We start from the raw sequence: 26,243 nt of genomic DNA on the forward strand, positions 1-26,243 counted from the left end.
GATCATCGAGGAAAGCAACGCCAGACGCGCTTTCCATGGGGAGAAAGCGCGGCATTTTACATGAACCGCAGGGTTTGGCTCAGCTGGCGACAGCCTGTTTACGCTCGCGCCAGGCCATGATCAGCCAAACGGCAGTGACGCCAGCGAACTTCGAGACCAGCGCGGTGATGATCACCGGTGGCGTCATCAGGTCGATCATGCCGAAAAAGATGAAGGTATCGAGGGGAATGCTCAGCGCCGAGCTGATCCACAGGCGGTCGCGCAACGGCCGTTTGGTGACGCTGAACACCAGCCAGTCGATGATTTCCGACACCGCGAACGCCGTGGCGCTGGCCAGGGCGATGGATGGATCGGAAGTGACGTAGGACAACACCAGCGCCGCCAGCATCGCCACGAGCGCACCGTGGCCGAAGCGGGTTTGCACCATGTCGCGCAACACGAACACCAACCCGCCCCAGGCCGACCAGATGATGTCCAGATGTGGCGCGGTGGAGAAAGCGAAGTTGATCAGCACGACGCTGCTGATGTAGGCGATGAGGAAAATCATGGCGGCGACCTGTCAGATTGGCGCACAGGTTACTTGAGGAGGAGAGTTCGGCCAAGTCGGCAAGCGAACTGTATACAACCGTCGAGCCAAGCGACTTATCTGTGGCGAGGGAGCTTGCTCCCGCTGGGGCGCGAAGCGGCCCCTCTCTTGATGTTGAAAAGCGAGGTCTGCTGCGCAGCCCAGCGGGAGCAAGCTCCCTCGCCACAAAAGCTGTTCAGCCGATCCATCAGCGCTTGGCCGGGATCATCCACACCAACCCACTGGCCTTCGCCCGTTCATGACACAACCCCAGCACCACCCGCCGCTCGTCATTGGTCATCCGCCCCCAGCGCGTTATCTCCGCAACCGTGCGCTGGCAGCCGGTGCAGATATCGTCCTCATCCAGTGCGCAGATATTCACACACGGCGAGGCAACCGGTCTCTCGGGCGTGTTCATTGTTCCTGCTCGACCAGATCACGCGCATAACGCTGCGAGTTATGCACATAGTGCGCAGCACTGGCCTCAAGCATCTTCTTCTGCGGCTCAGTCAATTCACGCACGACTTTGCCCGGCGAGCCCATGACCAGCGAGCCATCGGGGATTTCCTTGCCTTCGCCGATCAGCGAATTGGCGCCGATGATGCAGTTCTTGCCGATTTTCGCGCCGTTGAGGATCACCGCGTTGATGCCGATCAGGCTGTAGTCGCCGACCGTGCAGCCGTGGAGCATGGCGTTGTGGCCGATGGTCACGCCGGTGCCGATGGTCAACGGGTAGCCCATGTCGGTGTGCATCACCGTGCCGTCTTGAACATTGCTGTTCTTGCCGATCAGGATCAGCTCGTTGTCGCCGCGCAGCACAGCGTTGAACCAGACGTTGGCGCCCTCTTCGAGCTTGACCTTGCCCACCAGCACGGCATTGGGCGCAACCCAGCTCTGTGGGTGGGTTTCGACGCGGGCGTCGCCCAGGCGGTATTTCATCTTGTTTTCCTCAGGGCTCACGATGACGGGCCATTCGAACGATGGCTTCAGGTATTGATATAGCTTTTGGGGGGGTGATGCAGGCTGATCTGTTCGTCATAGAGCAGATTGATCAGCTCGACGATCATGATAGCGGTCAAACCCCAGATCTTGAATTCGCCGTAACGATAACTCGGCACGTACCAGCTACGGCCTTGATAGTCGATGCGGTGCGTGTGTTCGCGCGGGTCTTTGCGGAAGAACTCCAGCGGCACATTGAATACCGCGGCGATCTCGGCATCGTTGGCCTGGTATTCGACGAAGTCGGGGATCACCCCGACATACGGCGTAACCTTGATGCCGTGCAGGGAGATCAGCGGGCTGAGCGGGCCGATGACCTCGACCAGCCCCGGTGGCAGGCCGATTTCTTCCTCGGCTTCGCGCAGGGCGGTGAAGATCAGGTCGGGGTCTTCCGGGTCACGGCGTCCGCCGGGGAAGGCCACTTCGCCACCGTGGGTCGAGAGGCCGCTGGCGCGCAGGGTCAGCACCAGCTCGGGCTCGTCACTGCGGGTGATCGGCACCAGAACAGCGGCCTCGGGGAAACGTTTATCGGTCTCCAGCGTGCGCGGTGTGTGGTTGCTTACCCTATGCAGTAGCTCGTCCAGCATGAGTGATCTCGATCTGTGCCTTACCCTGCATCATGCACCAATCATTGCAGCCGCCCAACCCCCTCGCCGGGCCATGTCGCGAAACGACAACTTGCCGACCGGCACCGCTGCACGCCAAGATAGGCGCAGCATTCAGGAACCCCAGCATGAAATTTTGCAGCCAGTGCGGCAACCCGGTGACCCAGCGCATTCCCGAAGGCGACTCGCGGCTGCGATTTGTCTGCGACAGCTGTCAGACCATTCACTATCAAAACCCCAATATCGTTGCCGGTTGCGTCGCGACCTGGGGCAGCAAAGTGTTGCTCTGCCGCCGTGCCATCGAGCCACGCCTCGGTTACTGGACGCTGCCTGCCGGTTTCATGGAAAACGGCGAAACCATCGAGCAGGCCGCCATCCGCGAAACCGCGGAGGAAGCCTGCGCCCGAGTGCGTAATCTGAGCATCTACACGCTGATCGACGTGCCGCACATCAGCCAGGTACACGTGTTCTTCCGTGCCGAACTGGCGGATCTGGACTTTGCCGCCGGCCCCGAAAGCCTTGAAGTGCAACTATTCGACGAAGCCGACATTCCGTGGGACGAGCTGGCTTTCCGCACCGTGGGACGTACCTTAGAATGCTTCTTCGCGGATCGACGGGTCGAGGCGTATCCGGTTCGTTCGGAATCGATTCCGCCGTTGGTCCAGCCTGCCATCAGCTGACTCAAAAAAATCAAAGATCAAAAGATCGCAGCCTGCGGCAGCTCCTACACTTAACATTGCGTCACTCTTGGGGAATCGTTTCAATGCGCTGGTTGCTTGCCCTGCTTTGCCTGTCGTTCGTCACGGTCTCACAAGCCTCCTTCGTGACCACCGTCACGCCGTCGAATACCCCGATGATCGAAAAAATCCTGGTGCTCAAATCGGCGCATCAATTGCAGCTGATTGCCGACGGCAAGCCGATCAAGACCTATCGCATCTCGCTGGGCAAGGGCGCGAAAAAGGGGCCGAAACTGATTGAAGGCGACAAACGCACGCCCGAAGGTTTCTATTGGATCGACTGGCGCAAGGTCAGTGAAAAATTCAACCTGGCGATGCACATCTCCTACCCGAACATCAGCGATTCGGCCCGCGCCCGCCGCGAAGGCGTCGAGCCTGGCGGGATGATCATGATCCACGGCACCCCGGATTCGGAAGAAACTCCCGAAGACCTGTTCCACACCCTGGACTGGACCGACGGCTGCATCGCCATGCGCAACATGGACATGCGTGAAGTCTGGGGGCTGGTGCCGGACGGGACGATGATCGAGATCCGCCCTTAGGCTGACCGAAAACCTGTGGCGAGGGAGCTTGTCGAATCGACGCACCGTCCCGCTCGGCTGCGCAGCAGTCGTAAAAGCCGAACGCGCGGTATGTCAGACAGTTAGCGGAGATAGGGTTTGGGGCCGCTTCGCAGCCCAGCGGGAGCAAGCTCCCTCGCCACAGATATGAGCACTACCGCTACCTTTGGTCGCTCTCGAAAAAATAAATCAAAAGATCGCAGCATGCGGCAGCGCCTACAGGGTTGATACCACTTCCCACTGTAGGAGCTGCCGCAGGCTGCGATCTTTTGCTTTTTAAAGCCCACCACTAATACCACTTCAATACATCACACTTGAAAGCCGCCATTTCATTGGGCTGCACGCCAATTCCCCGCGTTGACATGGTATTCAAGTGGTATTAATTTCCGCCCCACAAGCGAGCCACAACAATCCTATACTCGCGTCGGAAATGACCTACATGAACGACCTCCAGGCCCTACGCCCAGATGACTCCCAGCCGACGCCGCTGTACCTGCAGCTGGCGCGCAATCTGGAATCGGCGATCCATTCCGGGCAGTGGAAGGCCGAGCAGGCCATGCCCTCCGAGCGCAATCTCAGCGAGCAACTCGGCATCTCCCGGGTTACCGCGCGCAAGGCACTGGAAGTGCTGCTCGATCAAGGTCTGATCCGCCGCCTGCAAGGTTCCGGCACCTTCATCACCCCCCGTCTGGAACAACCGCTGTCACGCCTCTCGGGCTTCAGTGAAATGCTGCGCCTCAAGGGTTTCGTGCCCAGCTCAAAGTGGCTGGAGCGTGAAGTCACCCTGCCGACCCACGAAGAACTGATCCGCCTGAGCCTGTCGCCCAACGACAAGGTCGCGCGCATGAAACGCCTGCGCAAGGCCGACGACACGGTGATGGCCATCGAGATGAGCACCCTGCCCGCCTCGATCATGCCCAAGCCGCACCTGGTCGGCGATTCACTCTACGAATACCTCGACGGCATCGGCAAACCGATCGTCCGCGCCCTGCAGCACATCCAGGCGATCAACGCCTCGGACGAGTTCGCCGCGCTGGTCGGCATCGCCCCCGGCACCGCCATGCTGCTGATGACCCGGGTCGGCTACCTGGAAGACAACACGCCGATCGAAGTCACCGACACCTATTGCCGCAACGACTACTACGACTTTGTTGCAGAGCTTCGCCGCTGATCAGCAGCCAGGCCAAACGAGAGAAGCGAAATGTCCGAAGACAACATCCTCACCGCCAGCGGCTGGGTTCGCGGCCGGCTGATCCACGAACACGGCAAAGTCGTGTCGATCGAAGGCGTGCCCTGCGATCCGGCGGACAATGACCTGCCCTACCTGCTGCCGGGATTCATCGACCTGCACGTCCACGGCGGCGGCGGCAAAGACATCATGGAAGGTGCCAGTGCCTTCGAGACCATCACCAAAACCCACGTGCGCTTCGGCACCACTTCGCTGCTGGCCACCACCATGACCGCGCCGAGCGCCGAGATCTCCAGCGTACTGAAAGAGGTCGGCGAGTTCTGCGAACAACGTCCGCACGGCACCGCCCGAGTACTCGGCGTACACCTCGAAGGCCCGTACATCAACCCCGGCAAACTTGGCGCGCAACCGAATTTTGCCCACACCGCGTTGATGGCCGAGGTCGAGGAATACCTGGCGCTGGCGCCGATCCGGGTGATCACCATCGCCCCGGAAATCGCCGGCCACGACGGCTTGATTCGTGAACTGAGCAGCCGCGGCATCCGCATGCAAATCGGCCACACCCTCGGCAGCTACGAGGAAGGCGTTGCCGCCCTCGATGCCGGCGCCACCAGTTTCACCCATTTGTACAACGCCATGAGCCCGCTGCATCACCGCGAACCGGGGATCGTCGGCGCCGCGTTGGCACATGCCAAATTCGCCGAACTGATCCCGGACTTGCTGCACGTGCATCCCGGTGCGATCCGCGTGGCCCTGCGTTCGATCCCGTGCCTGTACTGCGTCACCGATTCGACCGCCGCCGCCGGCATGCCCGACGGTGAATACAAGCTCGGCAGCCACACCGTGACCAAATGCCTGGGCGGCGTGCGCCTGCCCGACGGCACGCTGGCCGGCAGCACCCTGACCATGGATCAGGCGCTGCGCAACCTGGTGAAGATCGGTCTGCCGATCGCCGAGGCTTCGCAGCGTCTATCGCAATTTCCCGCCGACTACCTCGGCATCACTGAACGCGGGCGCCTGCAACCGGGGGCCTGGGCCGACTGCGTGCGCCTGGATCGCTCGCTCACACTGACCGCCGTCATGGTCGAAGGAGAAGACATTGACTTCAAAAATGCTTGAAGAGGCGCTGTCCTCGTTCGAGGCCGTGCAAGCCCAACTGCAACAGCTCGACCCGGCAATGATCGAGATCGCCGGACGCCTGCGCCGTCAGCCGCCGCAAGTGGCGATGACCGTCGCGCGCGGCAGTTCCGACCACGCGGCGAGCTACTTCGCCTATCTGACCATGCAGCAACTGGGGGTGCCGGTGGCGTCGCTGCCGATGTCGGTGGTGACCATGCAGCAGGCGCCGTTGAAGGTCAGCGGCCAGGTGGCGTTCGCCTTTTCGCAATCGGGTCAGAGCCCGGATCTGGTCAACAGTCTGCGACTGCTGCGCAAGCGTGGCGCGCTGAGCGTGTCGATGGTCAACGCCGCCGATTCACCACTGGAAGCCGCGTGTGAATTCAGCCTGCCGCTACTGGCCGGCACCGAAAGCAGCGTCGCCGCGACCAAGAGTTTCATCGCGACCCTCAGCGCCAGTGCCCGCCTGATCGCGCACTGGAAAGAGGACAACGAACTGTTGGAGGCGCACAACTCCTTGCCCGAAGGCCTGCGCGAAGCAGCGAAACAGGACTGGAGCGTGGCCATCGAAGCGCTGCGCGATTGCGAACGCCTGATGGTCATTGGTCGTGGCGCCGGTTTTGCCATCGCTCAGGAAGCCGCGCTGAAATTCAAGGAAACCTCGGCAATTCAGGCCGAAGCCTTCAGCAGTGCCGAAGTCCGTCACGGCCCGATGGCGCTGATCGACGAGCACTACCCGCTGCTGGTGTTCGCCCCGCGCGGTGCCGAACAGGCGGGTCTGATCAGCCTTGCGGCAGAGATGCGTCAACGCGGCGCCCGTGTGCTGCTGGCCGCGCCGGACGACATCCTCGAACGCGACCTGACCCTGAGCCGCGCCGAGCACCCGGCCCTCGATCCGATTCTGGCGATCCAGAGCTTCTACGTGATGGCCGCAGGTTTAGCCGTGGCCCGCGGCATGGACCCGGATCAGCCGCGCCACCTGAGCAAAGTGACCCGTACGCACTGACCACTGCTGAACGATGCACAACCCTGTCGACGGACGCGAAACCGTTGATTGATGCAAACCTCTGCAGGCGCTGCCGCAGGCTGCGATCTTTTGATTTTGACGTTGAAAAAAACAGGATCAAAAGATCGCAGCCTGCGGCAGCTTCTACAGGGGACAGCGAAATTACTGATGAGACCGAGCCATGCACAACAACAATAAAGAGCTGACCCTCAGCGCCCCGCTCAGCGGCCCGGTGCTCACGCTCGCCAAAGTCCCGGACGCGGTGTTCGCCAGCGGCGCGATGGGTGACGGCATCGCCATCGACCCGCTGAATGACACCCTGTGCTCGCCCTGCGCCGGGGAGATCATCCATGTCGCCCGCACCGGCCACGCCCTGACCGTGCGCGCCGACAACGGCGCGGAAATCCTCCTGCATCTGGGCCTGGACACCGTTGAACTGAACGGCGAAGGCTTCTCGATGCTGGTCAAGCAAGGCACCCGGGTCAGCAACGGCCAGCCGTTGTTGCGCTACGACCTGGACAAGGTAGGCCAGCAGTGCAAAAGCCTGGTCAGCCTGTTGATCCTGACCAACAGCCAGGATTTCCAGGTGCGCCCGATTACCCTAAAGGCGGTGAAAGTCGGCGAGCCGTTATTGCACATCGTCGCGCGCAGCAGCTCTGCGGCGACTGCCGAAGCGGTTGGTGGCCCAGAGGTTCAGGGTCAGGTATTGGTCGCTCATCGCGGCGGCTTGCATGCGCGCCCGGCCGCGCTGATTCGCCAGACCGCACAAGGCTTCAAGAGCCAGTCGTATCTGCACTTCGCCGGCAAATCGGCGCCATGCAACAGCCTGATCGGGCTGATGGGCCTGGCCATCGGCGAACAGGATCAAGTACAGGTCAGCTGCCAGGGACCGGACGCCGAAGCCGCGCTGCAAGCGTTGCTCAATGCGTTGGCGACCGCCCTGCCCGACGATCATCACGCCGCTGCTCCGGTCCGTGCCGCACCGCAAAAACGCCCGGCCGAAGCTGGCGTGCTGCAAGGGGTGTGCGCCGCACCGGGCCTGGTCGGCGGGCCGCTGTTTCGCCTGAACGCGATCAGCCTGCCGGCAGATGCGGGCAAGCATGATCCGCTGGTGCAACAGCAAGTGCTTGAGTCGGCGCTGAATCAGGTTCGCAGCGAAATCAACGCGACCCTCGCCCAAGCGAAAAAGCACAGGAACAGCGACGAAGAAGCGATCTTCGCCGCGCATCTGGCCCTCCTCGAAGACCCGGCCCTGCTCGATGCCGCGCAGCATGCTATCGACCAAGGCACGGCGGCGACTCATGCCTGGAGCCAGTCGATCGACGTGCAGTGCGAAGTGCTGCAACACACCGGCAGTGCGCTGCTGGCCGAACGCGCCAACGACCTGCGCGACCTCAAGCAACGGGTGCTGCGCGCCCTGCTCGGCGAAGGCTGGCATTACGACGTGCCGGCCGGCGCCATTGTCGCTGCACATGAACTGACGCCGTCGGATCTGCTGCAACTCAGCGCGCAGGGCGTCGCCGGGTTGTGCATGGCCGAAGGCGGCGCGACGTCGCATGTGGCGATTCTGGCGCGAGGCAAAGGCTTGCCGTGCCTGGTGGCGCTGGGTTCGGTTCTGCTCGATCAGCCACAAGGTCTGTCGGTGGTGCTGGATGCCGATGGCGGCCGCCTCGAACTGACGCCGAATACCGAACGACTGTCCGAAGTCCAGCAGGCGCAAATCGACCGTCAGCAACGCCGCGATGCGCAACAGGCCAACGCTCACTTGCCCGCCGAAACCCGCAACGGTGTGCACATCGAAGTGGTTGCCAATGTCGCCTCCAGCCATGAGGCGGCGGACGCCTTTGCCAACGGCGCCGATGGCGTAGGCCTGCTGCGCACCGAGTTTCTGTTCGTTGATCGCCAAACGGCGCCGGATGTCGAAGAACAGCGTGCCGCCTATCAAAGTGTGCTCGATGCCATGGGCGATCACTCGGTGATCATCCGCACCATCGACGTCGGTGGCGACAAGCAACTCGACTACCTGCCGCTGCCCGCCGAAGCCAACCCGGTGCTGGGCCTGCGCGGCATTCGTCTGGCTCAGGCCCGCCCGGAAATCCTCGATCAGCAACTGCGCGCGCTGCTGCAAGTCAGCCCGCTGTGCCGTTGCCGGATCCTGCTGCCGATGGTCACCGAAGTCGACGAACTGCTGCACATCCGCCAACGGGTCGATGCGCTGTGCCTGGAGCTGGGCATCAGCCAGCGCCCGGAAATCGGCGTGATGATCGAAGTCCCGGCCGCTGCATTGCAGGCCGAACAACTGGCCGAGCACGCCGACTTCCTCTCGATCGGCACCAACGACCTGTCGCAATACACCTTGGCCATGGACCGCGACCACGCAGGTTTGGCCGCCCGCGTCGATGCCCTGCACCCGGCGCTGCTGCGGCTGATCGCCATGACTTGCGCAGGTGCGGCGGTGCACAAGCGCTGGGTCGGCGTGTGCGGCGCCCTCGCCTCCGATCCGCTGGCAACCCCGGTGCTGATCGGCCTCGGCGTGACCGAACTGTCGGTGAGCCCGGTGCAGATCGGTGAAATCAAGGATCGCGTGCGCCAGTTGCACGAGGCCGAATGCCAACGCCTCAGCCACGACCTGCTGAAACTCAACAGCGCTGCTGCGGTACGTCAGGCCTGCCACCAGCATTGGCCTCTGCACTAACAACAAGCTCTGTATAAAGAGCAGGGAGAACCACCATGTACCAACTCTTCATCGAAGGCCTGCAACGCCTCGGCCGTGCGCTGATGCTGCCGATCGCGATCCTGCCGATTGCCGGCCTGCTGCTGCGTCTGGGTGACACCGACCTGTTGAACATCGCGATCATTCACGATGCCGGCCAAGTCATTTTTGCCAACCTGGCGATGATCTTCGCCATCGGCATCGCCGTCGGTTTCGCCAAGGACAACAACGGCACCGCCGGCCTGGCCGGGGTGATCGGTTATCTGGTGATGATCTCCACGCTCAAGGTGCTCGACCCGAGCATCAACATGGGCATGCTCGCCGGGATCGTCAGCGGCCTGATGGCCGGCGCACTGTACAACCGCTTCAAGGACATCAAGCTGCCGGAGTACCTGGCGTTCTTCGGCGGCCGGCGCTTCGTGCCAATCGTCACCGGTTTCGCCGCCGTCGCGCTGGGCGTGTTGTTCGGCTACATCTGGCCGCCGATCCAGCACGGCATCAACAGCTTCGGCGCCTTGATGATGGAAAGCGGCAGCATCGGTGCGTTCGTCTTCGGCGTGTTCAACCGCCTGCTGATCGTCACCGGCCTGCACCACATCCTCAACAACATGGCGTGGTTCGTGTTCGGCAACTTCACCGACCCGACCACCGGGGCGCTGGTCACCGGCGACCTGTCACGCTACTTCGCCGGCGATCCAAAGGGCGGCCAGTTCATGACTGGCATGTTCCCGATGATGATCTTCGGCCTGCCCGCCGCATGCCTGGCGATGTACCGCAACGCCCTGCCGGAGCGCCGTAAGGTCATGGGCGGGATTTTCCTGTCGATGGCGCTGACCTCGTTTTTGACCGGGGTGACCGAGCCCATCGAATTCGCCTTCATGTTCCTCGCCCCGCTGCTGTATTTGCTGCATGCGCTGCTGACCGGGTTGTCGATGGCAATTACCAATGCGCTGAACATCCACCTCGGTTTCACCTTCTCCGGCGGCTTCATCGACATGGTGCTCGGTTGGGGTCGCTCGACCAATGGCTGGCTGGTGATTCCGGTCGGGCTGGCGTACGCCGTGGTGTATTACGCGGTGTTTGATTTCTGTATTCGTCGCTTCAATCTGAAGACGCCGGGGCGTGAGGATGTGGCGGCGGCTGACAAGGCAGTTCTCACCGAGAACGAGCGCGCTGCGGCTTACATCAAGGCACTCGGTGGTGCGGAGAATCTGGTAACGGTGGGTGCCTGCACCACCCGCCTGCGTCTGGAAATGGTCGATCGCAACAAGGCTTCCGATGCTGACTTGAAGGCACTGGGTGCGATGGCCGTGGTACGCCCGGGCAAGGGCGGCAGCTTGCAGGTGGTGGTCGGGCCATTGGCCGACAGCATCGCCGACGAAATCCGCCTCGCCATGCCGGCGCTGGGGCGTGCGTTGGTGGCAGCGCCTGCGGTGGTGGTCGAGGAATCGAAAGCCGTATTGGTCACAGCACCGGAAGCCCAACAATGGCTGACTGCCTTGGGCGGTAGCGAGAATGTGCTGCAGCTGGACTGCATCGCGCTGACGCGTATTCGCCTGCAATTGGCCGATGGAAAAGCGTTGTCCGAGGCTCAGTTGAAAGAGTTGGGTTGCCAGGGTGTAAGCCCGTTGGAGGGTGGGGTCTGGCATTTGTTGATTGGTGAGAAAGCGGCGAGTTTGAGTGGGGCGATTGAGGCGTTGGTTAATCGGAGTGAGGTCAGCGCCAAGGTTTAATCAACACAAAAAAACCGGCTCAGGCCGGTTTTTTATCGCTGACACGTTCGGCTCAGGGTAAATGCTGTTCTGCCTGGTAATGGCGAGTCTGGAATGGCATCAGCGTTTGAACCTTCAATCCAAGGCTTTCTGCTAACCCCCAAGAGACGGCTAATTGATCCTTGCGATTTCGTAACGAAACCATCTTTGGAGGTGCAACATCCTGCTTCGGCGTCGAGTGCGCGAAAAGCTGCAACGCATGCAGCGTTTCCAGCACGCGACTATCAGACACACAAGAGAAGCGCGTAAACCGCTCCAACAGGTAAGCCGCGCGACGGCGTTCTATATCGTCACTGTGATTTTTCAGAAACGCCTTAACCTCGCTTTCAACACTAGAATTCGAGTACCACACTTCTTTCGCAGCGTTCACCAGCGCGACGTCATCGGCCTGATTGAGAGGGCTCCTGACGAGAGTATCCAACGCGGATGAGAGGACGTGCGCGTCATTCACCTTCGTCATCTCCCTTCTCCAGATAGTCTTGCAATATGTTAGTCAGAACCGAAGTCGGCGGCTCTTTGTTGCCAACATATACATCAATGGCCTGCAATGCCAGACGCCGAAGCTCGCTGGTCAGTATGAATCCAAACCTGAGAAGGGCATTGATGTCGGCGATATCGTGATCGGTAGCCCTGCCCAGTTTTGTAATGGCTATGTCGACGGGTGCAGCAATATGTACACGGAGAGGGGACACCCGCGAAAACTCTGGCATGGGAATACTTCGAGACCAATAATCTTCGTGAATCGGGCCAAAGCTAGTGTTGTATTGCAAGTCGTAGTTCAACTCCATCTTTCGCGCAGAACGCTCATCGACAAACGGCTCCGGCACCTCGGCAAGCAGCGTACGCAGGTCGAATCCTGCCGGAATACAAGCCTCATAGATTTCCGCGTCGACGTCCAACGATATGCGGTGATTGGTGTAGAGGTGAACCGCGCATCCTCCAAACACGATGATCTTGACCGCCCCCGGCGCAGCGTTCTCTTGAATCAGTTCCGCCTCGACTGACTTGAACATCGATACCAGCGCCCGCCCCAACGCGGTGTTCGTGTTGATACGGGGCGTAACGACGGGAAGCAATTCCAATTTAAACCTCAGAGTCATAGCGACGGCTCAGTGAAAAGAGCAACATCCCGTTTTCGGTCTATTGCCAAGTTCGCTGTTTGCCAGAGACAACCCAAGGTAGAGAGGCTGCTTCCGAGGGACAACCTGAAAACCCGGTAGGAAAAATCTACTAATTGATGAGGTACAGGAAGTATTCCGACAGCTAGGAAAATGCTTTCGCGAGCAAGCTCACTTTCACAGTGAAGCATTTCAAATGTGGGAACCAGCCTGCTGGCGATGAACGATGGGCGCTCGTCAGGTTTGTGGATCGACCCGATCCAGCGCCCGGTTTACCGCGAGTTCGGCGAGCATGACGATTTGCTGGATCGCCAGTGCGGTGCTGCGTTGCAGGCCGCTGAGTTCGCCGGCGAAGTTGCTGGCCATGGCACTGGCGCAGGCCAACGATTCGTAGGCGTGGGCCAGCAGGGTTTCGGTGTCGATGCTTGGGTTGACCAGGAACATCGTGCTGGGCTGATGCGCCTCAGCGGGTTGCGGGGTGAAGTAGAAATCGACAGCGCGCTTGATGGCTTCACGGTCTTTCGTCAGGTCTTCGACGCGGATGGCGTCTACGGGTGGTGCTGTGGTTTCGTTGGGTGGGTCGGGGATCAGTTTGTCCAAAATTCAACTCCTGCTACGGCGTGTGAAGATGCCATCGTTCGCCGGATCTCACGCGGCAAAGAGGTGGCAGCTATGTGCAGGGTGAGATCCACCGGAGCAGGCAACCGGCCAGACCGAAGTCTGCCCGCACACAGCCGCCATAAAGCAGGCAGCAGATTGAGCTGGCGCCAATTATCGTGGTGTTGGCGCTAGTTGCAAGCATTCCGGGGATCTCACGCCCGGTCGCTGAATTGGCAGCGACAGACAAAGCCTAGAGACCGGGCGTCCGAGGGACAACCTGAAAACCTTGTGGGAAGGTTCTGGTAATTCCCCACACTCTTAAACACAAAACATCCCGTGTAGGAGCTGCCGAAGGCTGCGATCTTTTGACTTTGGCTTTCACAATTCAAAAGCAAGATCAAAAGATCGCAGCCTTCGGCAGCTCCTACAGGAAGTTCGGGTTTATTCAGTTGGAGACCGGTCGGCTGTCAGGCCGCCATCGCTGGCAAGCCAGCTCCCACAGAAGAGCAAAAGCGAACCGCGTCCGCTTCTCACCACTCAATGGTCGAGTGTCAGCTCGCCGAAAGCTCTTGATCTTGATCCACGGGCGACGTCGGAAGGCTGAGTGGAGGGATTGATCCGGGGGTGGGAGCGCAGCGACCGTTTGGCGCAGCCAAACACAGCGAGAGGAGGTGCAGCGAAGCAAACCGTAGGCGCTGCCCCCGGATCAATCCCGCAGCGAAGGGACCCCGAGCCCCAGCGAGCGGGCCGAACGCAGGAGCAAGCGTTTTTTTGCTTACTTTTTTTTGGCGTTTGTAAAAAAAGTGAGTCGCCGTAAGGGCGAAACCCTAAGAAGCCGTTACCGCAGCAACGGATATGTACCCGGTCAGCCAGAACATCATTGCCTGAAACGGCGCCTTCGCGAGCAAGCTCGCTCCCACATTGGAACCCCATCACCCGGAAAATCGCAGCCAACAAAAAACCCGCAGACAATCACTCATCTGCGGGTTTCCCGTTCCAGCGGCAAAAAGATCAGAAATCCTCCAGCCGCCACACCTCATAAGCCGGCGTCTCGTAAGGGTGACTCAACTTCAAAGCCGCCACCACATCACCAATCAACGCGTCACAAACCACAAGCTCAACCTTCCATTCCTCAACCCGCTCAACCCGCCCCGCCTCGCCAATAAACGGCTGACTGCCATCCAACGGTCGAAACTGACCCAAGCCAAGCACCTGCCACGCACAGTGGTCATAGTCCCCGATCCGCCCACCACCGGCAGCGAATACAGCGTCCTTGACCACCTCGACATGACTGTCGGGAACAAAAAACGCGAGCTTGTACACAGGCCTCAGTTCACCCAGACGCGCGCGTTACGGAACATGCGCATCCACGGTGCATCCTCGGTCCAGTCTTCCGAACGCCACGAGTTCTGCACCGCGCGGAACACACGCTCCGGGTGCGGCATCATGATCGTCACACGACCGTCGCGGCTGGTGAGACCGGTAATCCCGCGCGGCGAACCGTTCGGGTTGGCCGGGTAGGCTTCGGTGACCTTGCCGTGGTTGTCGACGAAACGCATCGCCACGCAACCCGACAGATCGGCTTCCAGCAAGGCTTCTTCGCTGGAGAACTCGGCATGGCCTTCACCGTGCGCGATGGCGATCGGCATACGCGAACCGGCCATGCCTTGCAGGAAGATCGAGTTCGATTCCTGGATCTGCACCATCGCCACGCGCGCTTCGAACTGCTCGGAGCGGTTGCGCACGAAGTGCGGCCAGAACTCGCTGCCCGGGATCAGCTCGTGCAGGTTGGACATCATCTGGCAACCGTTGCACACGCCGAGGGTGAAGCTGTCGTTACGTTCGAAGAAGCCCTGGAACGCATCGCGGGCACGGCTGTTGAACAGCGCCGACTTGGCCCAGCCCTCACCGGCGCCGAGTACGTCGCCGTAGGAGAAACCACCGCAGGCCACCAGGCCTTTGAACTCGTTCAGGTCGACGCGGCCAGCGAGAATGTCGCTCATGTGCACGTCGATCGCGTTGAAACCGGCGCGGTCGAACGCGGCGGCCATTTCCACCTGACCGTTGACGCCCTGCTCACGCAGCACGGCCACCTGTGGGCGGATGCCTTTCTTGATGTAAGGCGCGGCGATGTCCTGGTTGACGTCGTAGCTCAGCTTGACGCTCAGGCCAGGGTTGTCTTCTTCCAGCAGCGCGTCGAACTCTTGCTCGGCGCAGTCGGCGTTGTCGCGCAGACGCTGGATCTGATAGCTGGTCTCGGCCCACTGACGTTGCAACAGACGACGCTGACCTTCGAACACCGTGTCACCGTTGAAGGTGATGTTGATCTGGCCATTGTTGATCGGCTGACCGATCACCGACACGCAGTCGCCCAGACCGGCGGCGCTGAACTGCGCGAGGATGTCCGGAGTGGCGTCCTGACGAACCTGAATCACCGCACCCAGTTCTTCGTTGAACAGGATTGCGGCGATTTCGGCCGAGTTTTCGGCAACGCTGTCCAGGTTCAGGCTCAGACCGCAGTGGCCGGCGAACGCCATTTCCACCACGGAGGTCAGCAGACCACCGTCGGAACGGTCGTGGTAAGCCAGCAGGTGACCATCGGCGTTGAGGCCCTGGATCACGGCGAAGAAGGCTTTCAGGTCTTCGGCGTCATCGACGTCCGGAGCCTGCTTGCCGAGCTTGCCGTGCACCTGCGCGAGGATCGAGGCACCCATGCGGTTCTGGCCGCGACCGAGGTCGATCAGGATCAGGTCGGTGGTGCCTTTGTCCATGCGCAGTTCCGGGGTCAGGGTCTGACGGATGTCAGCCACTGGGGCGAAACCGGTCACGATCAGCGACATCGGCGAGGTCACGGTTTTTTCTTCGCCGTTGTCGTTCCAGCGGGTGGCCATGGACATCGAGTCCTTGCCGACCGGAATGGTGATGCCCAGCTCAGGGCACAGCTCCATGCCGACCGCTTTCACGGTGTCGTACAGACGCGCGTCTTCGCCCGGGTGACCGGCAGCGGACATCCAGTTCGCCGACAGTTTGATGTCGGAGATCTTGTTGATGCGCGAAGCGGCAATGTTGGTCAGGGTTTCGCCGATGGCCATGCGGCCCGACGCCGGAGCGTCCAGCAGCGCCAGCGGAGTCCGCTCGCCCATCGCCATCGCTTCACCGGTGTAGACGTCGAAACTGGTGGCGGTGACGGCCACGTCGGCCACCGGAACCTGCCATGGGCCGACCATCTGGTCACGGGCCACGAGGCCGGTGATGGTGCGGTCGCCGATGGTGATCAGGAAGCTTTTGCTCGCCACGGCCGGGTGATGCAGGACGCGCTCGATGGACTCGCTGATGTCGAGGTTCGACGGATCGAAGTCATCGCCCAGCTCGGCTTCGCGAACCACCGAACGGTGCATGCGCGGGGCCTTGCCCAGCAACACTTCCAGCGGCATGTCCACCGGGTTGTTGCCGAAGTGGCTGTCCGTCACGGTCAGTTGCGGCTCGGCAGTGGCTTCGCCGACCACGGCGAACGGGCAGCGCTCACGTTCGCAGATCGCCTGGAAGCGCTCGAAGTCGGCCGGGCCGACCGCCAGAACGTAACGTTCCTGAGATTCGTTGGACCAGATTTCGTGCGGGGCCATGCCCGGCTCGTCATTTGGAATGTTGCGCAGTTCGAAACGGCCACCACGGTCGCCGTCGTTGACCAGTTCCGGGAAGGCGTTGGACAGACCGCCCGCACCCACGTCGTGGATGAAGCTGATCGGGTTCTTGTCGCCCAGCTGCCAGCAACGGTCGATGACTTCCTGGCAGCGACGCTCCATCTCAGGGTTTTCACGTTGCACGGAAGCGAAGTCGAGATCCGCCGAGCTGGTGCCGGTGGCCATCGAGGAAGCGGCGCCGCCGCCCAGACCGATCAGCATCGCCGGGCCGCCGAGCACGATCAGCTTGGAACCGACCAGAATCTCGCCTTTCTTGACGTGTTCTTCACGGATGTTGCCCATGCCGCCCGCGAGCATGATCGGCTTGTGGTAACCACGAACTTCGTCACCGTGCGGGGTGCTGATCGATTGTTCGAAGGTACGGAAGTAGCCGGTCAGGGCCGGACGCCCGAATTCGTTGTTGAACGCGGCGCCGCCGAGCGGGCCTTCGATCATGATGTCCAGCGCGGTGACGATGCGCTCAGGCTTGCCGTACGGCACTTCCCACGGCTGTTCGAAGCCCGGGATCTGCAGGTTGGACACGGTGAAACCGGTCAGGCCGGCCTTTGGCTTGGCGCCACGACCGGTTGCACCTTCGTCGCGAATCTCGCCACCGGAACCGGTGGACGCGCCCGGGAACGGGGCGATCGCGGTCGGGTGGTTGTGGGTCTCGACCTTCATCAGGATGTGCACCGGCTCCTGCACCGCGCCGTACTGGCGGGTTTCCGGGTCCGGGAAGAAGCGGCCGGCGACGTTTCCGACGATCACCGAAGCGTTGTCCTTATAAGCGGACAGTACGCCTTCGTTGTGCATCTGATAGGTGTTCTTGATCATGCCGAACAGGCTTTTTTCCTGGCTCTCGCCGTCAATATCCCAACTGGCGTTGAAGATCTTGTGGCGGCAGTGCTCGGAGTTGGCCTGGGCGAACATCATCAGTTCGATGTCGTGCGGGTTGCGCTTGAGACCGTTGAAAGCGTTGACCAGATAGTCGATCTCGTCTTCGGCCAGGGCCAGGCCCAGCTCGGTGTTGGCTTTTTCCAGCGCGGCGCGGCCGCCACCGAGGATGTCGATCGCGGTCAGCGGCTTCGGCTCGGCGTGACTGAACAGACCGGCGGCCTGTTCCAGATTGTTCAGAACGATCTGGGTCATGCGGTCATGCAGCAAATCGGCAATCTGCTGGGCTTCGGTGTCGCTGAACTGGCCGGCGACGTAGAACGCGATGCCGCGCTCCAGGCGCTGGATCTTGCTCAGGCCGCAGTTGCGGGCGATGTCGCTGGCCTTGCTCGACCATGGCGAGATGGTGCCGAACCGCGGCAACACCAGAAACAGACGACCGGTCGGCTCTTGTACCGGAACGCTTGGGCCGTACTTCAGAAGGCGCGCAAGCACCTGCTGTTCGTCGCCGGTCAGGACGCCGGTGACTTCGGCGAAGTGAGCGAATTCAGCATACAGGCCACTGACAGCTGGAACCTTCTGGCTCAGTTGCTCAAGGAGTTTGCTGTGGCGAAAGGCAGAAAGGGCAGGAGCGCCGCGCAGGATCAACATCTTCGGGACAGCCTCGGGAAGGGGTGTGCTTTGAGGCCGTGCATTCTAGCCTAAACCGCCCTCAACATCACCCGAAACGCTACGCACGGTTGCACTCGGATATCAATCTGTGTTTCTGCCTTTGAAGTCAAATTTCGAGGGTATGCGGGCAGCGCTTATTTTTTCTGTCACAAAATGCCGTTCAGCCCCATTCCTGCGGGGTTTCGTGCAGTTTTGTGATCTCTAGCAGACAAGCCCCTCACTGTCGAGATATGGCGCCCGCAGCCGTTTGCGTATACTGCGCAGATGTTTTTCCCAACGGCTTTGCGTCCGCGATACGCCAAATGGCTGATCGCAACCGGACTCTTCCTGATGCTCGGTGGCTGTGTTGATAAACCCAACACACTCGAGCGCGTAAAGGAGGATGGTGTGCTGCGGGTGATTACCCGTAACAGCCCCGCCACCTACTTTCAGGATCGCAGCGGTGAAACCGGCTTCGAATACGAGCTGGTGAAGCGCTTCGCCGACGATTTGGGTGTTGAACTGAAGATCGAGACCGCCGACAACCTCGACGACCTGTTCAACCAGATCGGCAAGCCGAACGGCCCGGTGCTGGCGGCGGCGGGTCTGGTCAGCAGCGAGGAGCGCAAGAAACAGGTGCGGTTCTCCCACTCCTACCTCGAAGTCACCCCGCAGATCATCTATCGCAACGGCCAGTCGCGCCCTACCGACCCGGCTGATCTGGTCGGCAAGAAAATCATGGTGCTCAAGGGCAGCACCCACGCCGAGCAACTGGCGGAGCTGAAAAAGAAGTTTCCGGGCATCGAGTACGAAGAATCCGACGCCGTGGAAGTGGTCGACCTGCTGCGCATGGTCGATGAAGGCCAGATCGACCTGACGCTGGTCGACTCCAACGAAGTGGCGATGAACCAGGTGTACTTCACCAACATCCGCGTGGCCTTCGACCTCGGCGATGCGCGCAGCCAGAGCTGGGCGGTGGCCGCCGGCGAAGACAACAGCCTGCTCAACGAAATCAACGCCTACCTCGACAAGGTGCAGAAGAACGGCACCCTGCAACGCCTGAAAGACCGTTACTACGGCCACGTCGATGTCCTCGGCTACATGGGCGCCACCACCTTCGCCCAACACTTGCAGCAACGCCTGCCCAAATACGAACAGCACTTCAAGACCTACGCCAAGAAAGAGAAAGTCGACTGGCGCCTGCTGGCGGCCATCGGTTATCAGGAATCGCTGTGGCAACCGGCGGTCACCTCGAAAACCGGCGTGCGCGGCCTGATGATGCTGACCCAGAACACCGCGCAGGCCATGGGCGTGTCGAACCGTCTCGATCCCAAGCAAAGCATCATGGGCGGCGCCAAATACCTGGCTTATATGAAGGATCAGCTCGACGAATCGATTCAGGAGCCGGACCGCACCTGGTTTGCGCTGGCGGCGTACAACGTCGGCAGCGGTCACCTCGATGACGCGCGCAAACTGGCGTCCCGCGAAGGCCTGAACCCGGACAAGTGGCTGGACGTGAAGAAGATGCTGCCGCGCCTGTCGCAGAAGCAGTGGTACAGCAAGACCCGCTACGGCTACGCTCGGGGCGGCGAGCCGGTGCATTTCGTGGCCAACATCCGTCGCTACTACGACATCCTGACCTGGGTGACCCAGCCGCAGCTTGAAGGCGATCAGGTGGCCGAAGGCAATCTGCATGTGCCGGGGATTGACAAGACCAAGCCGGCGCAGGAGCCAGCCCCGCTCTAACCAAGACCCAAAAAACAAATGTGGGAGCGAGCTTGCTCGCGAATGCAGTGTGCCAGTCAACGAACAGGTTGGCTGACACTACGCCTTCGCGAGCAAGCTCGCTCCCACAGGGGTCATGCGCTGACCTTTAGCCTTTCAACGCGGCAGCCAGAATCAGCGCCTTCATCTCGGACACCGCAGACTTGAACCCCACGAACAACGCATGCGCCACCAGCGCATGGCCGATGTTCAGTTCGTTGATGCCCTTGATCGCCGCCACGGCTTCGACGTTGTGATAATGCAGGCCATGCCCGGCATTGACGATCAGGCCCTGCGCCAGACCAAACGCCACACCGTCCGCCACACGCTTCAACTCTTCAGCAACTTCGGTCGGGGTTTCGGCATCAGCGTAGCGCCCGGTGTGCAGTTCGATGGCCGGCGCACCAACGCGCGTCGACGCAGCGATCTGGCGTTCATCGGCATCGATGAACAGCGACACTTCGCTGCCGATCTTCGACAGGCGCTCGACCGCTGCCTTGATGCGCTCTTCCTGCCCCGCTACATCCAGACCGCCTTCAGTGGTCAGTTCCTGACGGGTTTCCGGCACCAGGCAGATATGCGCCGGCCGGATGCGCTCGGCGAACGCCATCATTTCTTCGGTGACGCCCATTTCGAAGTTCATGCGGGTCTGCAGCACATCCTTGAGCAACAGCACGTCGCGCTCCTGGATGTGCCGGCGGTCTTCGCGCAGGTGCACGGTGATGCCGTCGGCGCCCGCCTCTTCCGCGTCCAGCGCTGCCTTGACCGGATCCGGGTAGCGTGTGCCACGGGCCTGACGCAGGGTGGCGACGTGGTCGATGTTCACGCCAAGAAGAATGCGATTGCTGGTGGTCACGGATGCGCTCCTGAAGGGAAAGATTCGGCGCACAGCATATCAGGGCTTGCGAAATAGCTCGCGACTGACGAGGGGACGGCCACCGAGATGCACGGCCAGTGCCTGGCGCATCAGACGCTTGGCCGCCGACAGCGCGCCGGGCGCTGTCCAGTCGGCTTCGGCCATGGCCAGCAGTTCGGTGCCGTTGAACAGCCCCGGCTGCAACAGAAACACCCGTTCAAGCCCGGCGTCCACTTGCAGACGATACAGGCCGTCCGGCGCGACCGGTTCGCTGTGGATATCGGTATTCAGGGAGAAGCCGTAACCGAGATCGTCCAGCAGGCGCCATTCGAACGAGCGCAACAACGGCTCCAGCGGGCGACCTTCGGCCAGGGCCAGCAGTGTTGCAGCGTAATGATCAAACACCGCAGGGTGCGGGTCTTCGGCGGGCAGCAGGCGGATCAGCAATTCGTTGAGATAGAGGCCGCTGAACAGCGCCTCACCGACCATCCAGGTCGCGTTGCCGGCACTTTCCATGCGCCCGACGTTCTTCAGTTCACCCTTGCCACGAAACTCGACTTCCAGCGGCACGAACGGCCGAGCCAGTGTCCCGGCCTTGCCCCGCGCACTGCGCAACACCGCCCGCAGCCGCCCTTGCGGCGTGAGGAAGTCGACCAGCGCGCTGGTTTCGCGGTAGGCGCGCGAATGCAGGACGTAGGCGAGTTGGGCGGGAGGTGGGGTTTGCGACATAAGCCGAAAGATCTCTGAAGATCATCAATTGTGGCGAGGGAGCTTGCTCCCGCTGGGTTGCGAAGCAGCCCCAAGATCAGCGATTTGGTGTGTCAGGCACACCGAGGCGCCCGATTTCACGACTGCTTCGCAGCCGAGCGGGAGCAAGCTCCCTCGCCACAGAAGCCCGCTCGCACAGTGAAACCAACGTTTACAGGTCGCCGTAACCCAGCGAACGCAGTGCACGCTCGTCGTCGGACCAGCCGCCCTTCACCTTCACCCACAGGTTGAGCATGATCTTGGAGTCGAACAGCAGCTCCATGTCCTTGCGCGCTTCGGTGCCGATGCGTTTGATGCGCTCGCCCTTGTCGCCAATGATGATCTTCTTCTGACCGTCACGCTCGACGAGGATCAGCGCGTGGATGTGCAGGGTCTTGCCCTGCTGCTTGAACTCTTCGATCTCGACGGTGATCTGGTACGGCAGCTCGGCGCCCATCTGGCGCATGATTTTCTCGCGCACCAGTTCGGCGGCAAGGAAACGGCTGCTGCGGTCGGTGATTTGGTCTTCCGGGAAGAAGTGATCGTTCTCCGGCAGGTGATCGGCGATGACCTTTTCCAGCGCGTCGAGGTTGTGCCCATGCTGCGCGGAAATCGGGATGATCTGTGCGTTCGGCAGTTGCTCCTGCAACCACGACAGGTGCGGCATCAGCTCGGCCTTGTCTTCGATGCGGTCGGTCTTGTTCAGTGCGACGATCAGCGGGCCGGTCACGTACTGCACGCGCTCCAGAACCATCTGGTCTTCTTCGGTCCACTTGGTGCGGTCAACCACGAAGATCACCACGTCGACGTCTTTCAACGCTGCCGAAGCGGTTTTGTTCATGTAGCGGTTCAGCGCCTTTTCGCCACCCTTGTGCATGCCGGGGGTGTCGACGTAGATCGCCTGCACGTCCCCCTCGGTCTTGATCCCGAGCATGTTGTGACGGGTGGTCTGCGGCTTGCGCGAGGTGATCGCCAGTTTCTGGCCGAGGATGTGGTTCAGCAGCGTCGACTTGCCGACGTTGGGACGGCCGACGATGGCAACGTAGCCACAGCGAGTTGCGTTTGTATCAGTCATTGCCATTCTCCACGCCCAGGGCAATCAGTGCTGCGGCGGCCGCTACCTGTTCGGCAATACGACGGCTCACACCCTGACCTCGGCTTTTTTCATTCAATAAGACCACTTCGCACTCGACGAAGAAGGTACGGCAGTGCGGCTCACCCTGGATATCCACGACTTCATAGCGTGGCAGTTCGCAACCGCGCGATTGCAGGTGTTCCTGCAGGCGGGTCTTGGGATCCTTGTTGGTGTCGACCAGCGTCAGGCCTTCGAACTCACCGGCCAGCCAGGCCAGTACGCGCTCGCGAGCGACGTCCATGCCGGCATCGAGGTAGATCGCACCGATCAGCGCTTCGAGGGCATCGGCCAGAATCGATTCGCGGCGGAAGCCACCGCTTTTCAGTTCGCCCGAGCCCAGACGCAGGTAGTCGCCCAAGTCAAAACCACGGGCCAGCACGGCCAGTGTCTCACCCTTCACCAGACGTGCGCGCAAACGCGACAATTGGCCTTCGCGGGCCAGCGGGAAGCGATCGAACAGCGCCTCGCCGGCGACGAAGTTGAGGATCGCATCGCCGAGGAATTCCAGGCGTTCGTTGTTACGCCCGGCAAAGCTGCGGTGCGTGAGGGCCAGCAGCATCAGCTCCTGATCCTTGAAGGTGTAACCGAGCTGGCGCTCGAGACGGCTTAGAGAAACGCTCACGGTTTACCCACGCTGAGTTCGTGGCTGGATTCCACTGCCATCGCCGGGGTACGGCGCAGGCCTGGGACAATTAACGCTGTGTTCAAAAATGACGTCCTGAATATCGTGGCTTCATGCCCTGGTGCCGATTTGTGGCGACTCCAGAAATGCATTCGGCGCTGTGGTCAACAGCGCCGTGATTGATTACTTGATCAGGCCAACCCGCGAGAAATTCGGCAGGTGGCTGAGTTTCGGTTCCGGCCAGCTCATCCAGACAGCGAAGGCTTTGCCGACGATATTCTGGTCGGGAACCATGCCCAGCAGATCCTTGGGAATGTTCGGATCATCCCAGTAGCGACTGTCGTTGGAGTTGTCGCGGTTGTCGCCCATCATGAAGTAATGGCCGGCCGGCACGGTCCAGGTATGGTCCGGGGTAGCACGGTAGCGGCTCATTTCCTTGCGGATCAGGTGCTCGGCAGCGCCGAGTTTTTCCTTGTAGAGCTCCGCGCTGCCCAGCGTGCCCGGCTCGGAGCCGACCAGTTGCTCGGCAATCGACTCGCCATTGACCAGCAGACGCTTGTCGGCGGTGTAACGCACCGTGTCGCCCGGCAGGCCGACTACACGCTTGATGTAGTTGACGTTCGGGTCGCTCGGGTAGCGGAACACCATCACATCGCCACGCTGTGGATCACCGACTTCGATGACTTTCTTGTCGATCACCGGCAGGCGGATCCCGTAAGAAAACTTGTTCACCAGAATGAAATCGCCAACGTCCAGGGTCGGTTTCATCGAGCCGGACGGAATCTGGAACGGCTCCACCAGAAACGAACGCAGCACCAGCACGATGAACAGCACCGGAAAGAACGACTTGCCGTATTCAACCAGCAACGGCTCTTTGTTCAGCTTCTCGACCACCACGGGCTCGGGCTGGCTGACACTGCCTTGATAGGAGGCAATGGCAGCACGCCGACGCGGTGCCAGGAACAGCAGATCGAGCAACGCCAACAGGCCGCAGACGAACACGGCGATGACCAGCAACAGCGGGAAATTTAGTGACATAGGACCTGACTATTCCAACCTGAGCACGGCAAGGAAGGCTTCTTGTGGAATTTCCACGTTGCCGACCTGCTTCATGCGTTTCTTACCGGCCTTTTGCTTTTCAAGCAGTTTTTTCTTACGGCTTACGTCACCGCCGTAGCATTTGGCCAATACGTTCTTTCTGAGTGCCTTGACGGTTGTCCGGGCAACGATCTGACCGCCAATGGCCGCCTGGATCGCCACGTCGAACATCTGACGAGGAATCAGTTCTTTCATCTTCTCGGTCAACTGGCGACCTTTGAAGTGCGAATTGTCACGGTGCACGATCAACGCCAGGGCGTCGACCTTGTCACCGTTGATCAGCACGTCCAGTTTCACCAGATTAGCCGATTGGTAACGATCGAAATGGTAATCCAGCGAAGCATAGCCACGGCTGGTGGATTTCAGACGGTCGAAGAAGTCCAGGACCACTTCGTTCATCGGCAGGTCGTAGGTCACTTGTACCTGATTGCCGAGGAACAGCATGTCGACCTGTACGCCGCGTTTCTCGATGCACAGGGTGATGACGTTGCCCAGGTGTTCCTGCGGAACCAGGATGTTGGCCCGCACGATCGGCTCGCGCATGTCTTCGATTGTCGACACATCCGGAAGCTTGGATGGGTTGTCGACGTAAATCGTTTCACCGGTTTTCAGCACCAGCTCGAAAATTACCGTTGGCGCGGTGGTGATCAGATCCAGGTCGTATTCGCGCTCGAGGCGCTCCTGGATGATCTCCATGTGCAGCATGCCGAGGAACCCGCAACGGAAGCCGAAGCCCAGGGCGTCGGAGCTTTCCGGGGTGTACTGCAGCGACGAGTCGTTCAGGGTCAGTTTCTGCAGCGCTTCGCGGAAGTCTTCGAAGTCGTCGGAGCTGACCGGGAACAGACCGGCGTAAACCTGTGGCTGGATGCGTTTGAAACCGGGCAGAACCGGCACATCCGGAGTCGAGCTCAGGGTCAGGGTGTCACCGACCGGTGCACCGTGAATGTCCTTGATGCTGGCGATGATGAAGCCCACTTCGCCGGCCTTGAGGTCAGCGGTGGCGGTGTGCTTCGGGTTGAACACACCGACGCTGTCGACCAAGTGAATCTTGCCGGTGGATTTCACCAGGATCTTGTCGCCCTTCTTCACGCGGCCATGACGCACGCGCACCAGGGAAACGACGCCCAGGTAGTTGTCGAACCAGGAGTCGATGATCAGCGCTTGCAGCGGATCTTCGATGTTGCCGGTCGGCGCAGGAATGGTCGCGACCAGACGCTCGAGCACTTCGTCGACACCCAGGCCGGTCTTGGCGCTGCAGGTGACGGCGTCGGTGGCGTCGATGCCGATGATCTTCTCGATCTCGTCCTTGACGCGGTCCGGCTCGGCCTGTGGCAGGTCGATCTTGTTCAGCACCGGCATGACCTCGAGGCCCTGCTCGATGGCGGTGTAGCAGTTGGCCACGGACTGGGCTTCAACACCCTGACCGGCATCGACCACCAGCAACGCACCTTCACACGCGGCCAGGGAACGGCTGACTTCGTAGGTGAAGTCGACGTGGCCCGGGGTGTCAATGAAGTTCAGCTGGTAGGTGACGCCATCTTTGGCTTTGTAATAGAGGGTAACGCTGTGGGCCTTGATGGTGATCCCGCGTTCGCGCTCCAGATCCATGGAATCCAGTACCTGGGCTTCCATTTCACGCTCGGCCAGGCCACCGCACATCTGGATGAAACGGTCAGCCAGCGTCGACTTGCCATGGTCAATGTGGGCGATGATGGAGAAATTGCGGATATGACTCAAATCACTCACGGATCAACACTCAAAAAGGCTGCAGGCTTGGCCCGCCGAAAAATAGCCGGGAATTGTACCTGATACACGG

Annotated in this window: 23 protein-coding genes; 8 read left to right on the forward strand and 15 right to left on the reverse strand. The window is 60.9% G+C overall.

The window, feature by feature from the left end; translation table 11 throughout:
• Nucleotides 1–79: 79 nt before the first annotated feature.
• The 4 genes from PMI25_RS20140 to PMI25_RS20155 all read right to left on the reverse strand — a co-directional run bounded on the left by PMI25_RS20140 (nucleotide 80) and on the right by PMI25_RS20155 (nucleotide 2,151).
• Entirely contained in the window at nucleotides 80–547 is a 468-nt protein-coding gene (locus PMI25_RS20140) for a VUT family protein (protein WP_007967799.1), read from the reverse strand.
• A gap of 226 nt (nucleotides 548–773) precedes the next feature.
• Nucleotides 774–983: a DUF1289 domain-containing protein gene (locus tag PMI25_RS20145; protein WP_007967801.1), complete on the reverse strand. Its 210-nt coding sequence runs from the start codon at nucleotides 981–983 to the stop codon at nucleotides 774–776.
• Nucleotides 980–1,504 (reverse strand): gamma carbonic anhydrase family protein, encoded by a 525-nt coding sequence (locus tag PMI25_RS20150; RefSeq protein WP_007936184.1) that lies wholly within the window; start codon nucleotides 1,502–1,504, stop codon nucleotides 980–982. Before PMI25_RS20150 ends, PMI25_RS20145 begins: the two co-directional genes overlap by 4 nt.
• A gap of 47 nt (nucleotides 1,505–1,551) precedes the next feature.
• Complete coding sequence (locus tag PMI25_RS20155; RefSeq protein ID WP_007967803.1) at nucleotides 1,552–2,151, reverse strand: CoA pyrophosphatase; 600 nt, start codon at nucleotides 2,149–2,151, stop codon at nucleotides 1,552–1,554.
• A 146-nt stretch (nucleotides 2,152–2,297) separates the two neighbouring features.
• On the opposite strand from PMI25_RS20155, the gene PMI25_RS20160 reads away from it, so the two are divergent.
• The 7 genes from PMI25_RS20160 (at nucleotide 2,298) to nagE (ending at nucleotide 11,223) form a co-directional block, all read left to right on the forward strand.
• The gene (locus PMI25_RS20160) at nucleotides 2,298–2,849 is read left to right on the forward strand and encodes an NUDIX hydrolase (RefSeq protein WP_007967805.1); all 552 of its coding nucleotides are present in this window, start codon (nucleotides 2,298–2,300) and stop codon (nucleotides 2,847–2,849) included.
• 83 nt (nucleotides 2,850–2,932) lie between these two features.
• Complete coding sequence (locus tag PMI25_RS20165; RefSeq protein WP_007967807.1) at nucleotides 2,933–3,448, forward strand: L,D-transpeptidase family protein; 516 nt, start codon at nucleotides 2,933–2,935, stop codon at nucleotides 3,446–3,448.
• Nucleotides 3,449–3,905: 457 nt separating this feature from the next.
• Nucleotides 3,906–4,637, forward strand: a complete 732-nt coding sequence (locus tag PMI25_RS20170) for a GntR family transcriptional regulator (RefSeq protein WP_007967809.1) — start codon at nucleotides 3,906–3,908, stop codon at nucleotides 4,635–4,637.
• 30 nt (nucleotides 4,638–4,667) lie between these two features.
• Nucleotides 4,668–5,774, forward strand: coding sequence for an N-acetylglucosamine-6-phosphate deacetylase (gene nagA / locus PMI25_RS20175; RefSeq protein ID WP_007967811.1), 1,107 nt, complete (start codon nucleotides 4,668–4,670; stop codon nucleotides 5,772–5,774).
• Nucleotides 5,755–6,777, forward strand: a complete 1,023-nt coding sequence (locus PMI25_RS20180; RefSeq protein WP_007967813.1) for an SIS domain-containing protein — start codon at nucleotides 5,755–5,757, stop codon at nucleotides 6,775–6,777. Before nagA ends, PMI25_RS20180 begins: the two co-directional genes overlap by 20 nt.
• A gap of 181 nt (nucleotides 6,778–6,958) precedes the next feature.
• Nucleotides 6,959–9,472 carry a phosphoenolpyruvate--protein phosphotransferase gene (gene ptsP, locus PMI25_RS20185; RefSeq protein WP_007967815.1) on the forward strand — a complete coding sequence of 838 codons (2,514 nt, stop codon included), beginning with the start codon at nucleotides 6,959–6,961 and terminating at the stop codon, nucleotides 9,470–9,472.
• Between the two features lie 35 nt (nucleotides 9,473–9,507).
• A complete protein-coding gene (gene nagE, locus PMI25_RS20190; protein WP_007967817.1) occupies nucleotides 9,508–11,223 on the forward strand; it encodes an N-acetylglucosamine-specific PTS transporter subunit IIBC in 1,716 nt (571 codons plus the stop codon).
• A 52-nt stretch (nucleotides 11,224–11,275) separates the two neighbouring features.
• On the opposite strand, the gene PMI25_RS20195 is transcribed toward nagE, so the two are convergent.
• The 5 genes from PMI25_RS20195 to purL all read right to left on the reverse strand — a co-directional run bounded on the left by PMI25_RS20195 (nucleotide 11,276) and on the right by purL (nucleotide 18,205).
• A complete protein-coding gene (locus tag PMI25_RS20195; protein ID WP_007967820.1) occupies nucleotides 11,276–11,722 on the reverse strand; it encodes a hypothetical protein in 447 nt (148 codons plus the stop codon).
• The gene (locus PMI25_RS20200) at nucleotides 11,706–12,362 is read right to left on the reverse strand and encodes a DUF6036 family nucleotidyltransferase (protein WP_007967822.1); all 657 of its coding nucleotides are present in this window, start codon (nucleotides 12,360–12,362) and stop codon (nucleotides 11,706–11,708) included. Before PMI25_RS20200 ends, PMI25_RS20195 begins: the two co-directional genes overlap by 17 nt.
• Before the next feature lie 255 nt (nucleotides 12,363–12,617).
• Nucleotides 12,618–12,980: a DUF6124 family protein gene (locus PMI25_RS20205; protein ID WP_007967823.1), complete on the reverse strand. Its 363-nt coding sequence runs from the start codon at nucleotides 12,978–12,980 to the stop codon at nucleotides 12,618–12,620.
• Between the two features lie 1,011 nt (nucleotides 12,981–13,991).
• Entirely contained in the window at nucleotides 13,992–14,303 is a 312-nt protein-coding gene (locus PMI25_RS20210) for a Nif3-like dinuclear metal center hexameric protein (RefSeq protein WP_045122142.1), read from the reverse strand.
• A gap of 5 nt (nucleotides 14,304–14,308) precedes the next feature.
• Nucleotides 14,309–18,205 carry a phosphoribosylformylglycinamidine synthase gene (gene purL / locus PMI25_RS20215; RefSeq protein WP_007965157.1) on the reverse strand — a complete coding sequence of 1,299 codons (3,897 nt, stop codon included), beginning with the start codon at nucleotides 18,203–18,205 and terminating at the stop codon, nucleotides 14,309–14,311.
• A gap of 285 nt (nucleotides 18,206–18,490) precedes the next feature.
• On the opposite strand from purL, the gene mltF reads away from it, so the two are divergent.
• Nucleotides 18,491–19,951: a membrane-bound lytic murein transglycosylase MltF gene (gene mltF, locus PMI25_RS20220; protein ID WP_080593223.1), complete on the forward strand. Its 1,461-nt coding sequence runs from the start codon at nucleotides 18,491–18,493 to the stop codon at nucleotides 19,949–19,951.
• A gap of 127 nt (nucleotides 19,952–20,078) precedes the next feature.
• Here mltF and pdxJ read toward each other — a convergent pair whose 3' ends face one another.
• From pdxJ to lepA, 6 genes are all read right to left on the reverse strand, one after another.
• Nucleotides 20,079–20,825, reverse strand: a complete 747-nt coding sequence (gene pdxJ / locus PMI25_RS20225) for a pyridoxine 5'-phosphate synthase (protein WP_007965158.1) — start codon at nucleotides 20,823–20,825, stop codon at nucleotides 20,079–20,081.
• 39 nt (nucleotides 20,826–20,864) lie between these two features.
• Nucleotides 20,865–21,554: a DNA repair protein RecO gene (recO, locus tag PMI25_RS20230; RefSeq protein ID WP_007965159.1), complete on the reverse strand. Its 690-nt coding sequence runs from the start codon at nucleotides 21,552–21,554 to the stop codon at nucleotides 20,865–20,867.
• A gap of 190 nt (nucleotides 21,555–21,744) precedes the next feature.
• Nucleotides 21,745–22,647, reverse strand: a complete 903-nt coding sequence (era, locus tag PMI25_RS20235) for a GTPase Era (RefSeq protein ID WP_003221935.1) — start codon at nucleotides 22,645–22,647, stop codon at nucleotides 21,745–21,747.
• Nucleotides 22,640–23,329 carry a ribonuclease III gene (rnc, locus tag PMI25_RS20240; RefSeq protein ID WP_024011703.1) on the reverse strand — a complete coding sequence of 230 codons (690 nt, stop codon included), beginning with the start codon at nucleotides 23,327–23,329 and terminating at the stop codon, nucleotides 22,640–22,642. The genes era and rnc overlap by 8 nt, the downstream gene beginning before the upstream one ends.
• A gap of 183 nt (nucleotides 23,330–23,512) precedes the next feature.
• Nucleotides 23,513–24,367, reverse strand: a complete 855-nt coding sequence (lepB, locus tag PMI25_RS20245; protein ID WP_007965160.1) for a signal peptidase I — start codon at nucleotides 24,365–24,367, stop codon at nucleotides 23,513–23,515.
• Nucleotides 24,368–24,376: 9 nt separating this feature from the next.
• On the reverse strand, nucleotides 24,377–26,173 hold the full coding sequence (gene lepA / locus PMI25_RS20250) for a translation elongation factor 4 (protein WP_007965161.1): 1,797 nt from the start codon (nucleotides 26,171–26,173) through the stop codon (nucleotides 24,377–24,379).
• Between the last annotated feature and the right edge of the window lie 70 nt (nucleotides 26,174–26,243).

The sequence above is a fragment of the Pseudomonas sp. GM30 genome (assembly GCF_000282275.2).
In the GTDB taxonomy this organism is placed as follows: domain Bacteria; phylum Pseudomonadota; class Gammaproteobacteria; order Pseudomonadales; family Pseudomonadaceae; genus Aquipseudomonas.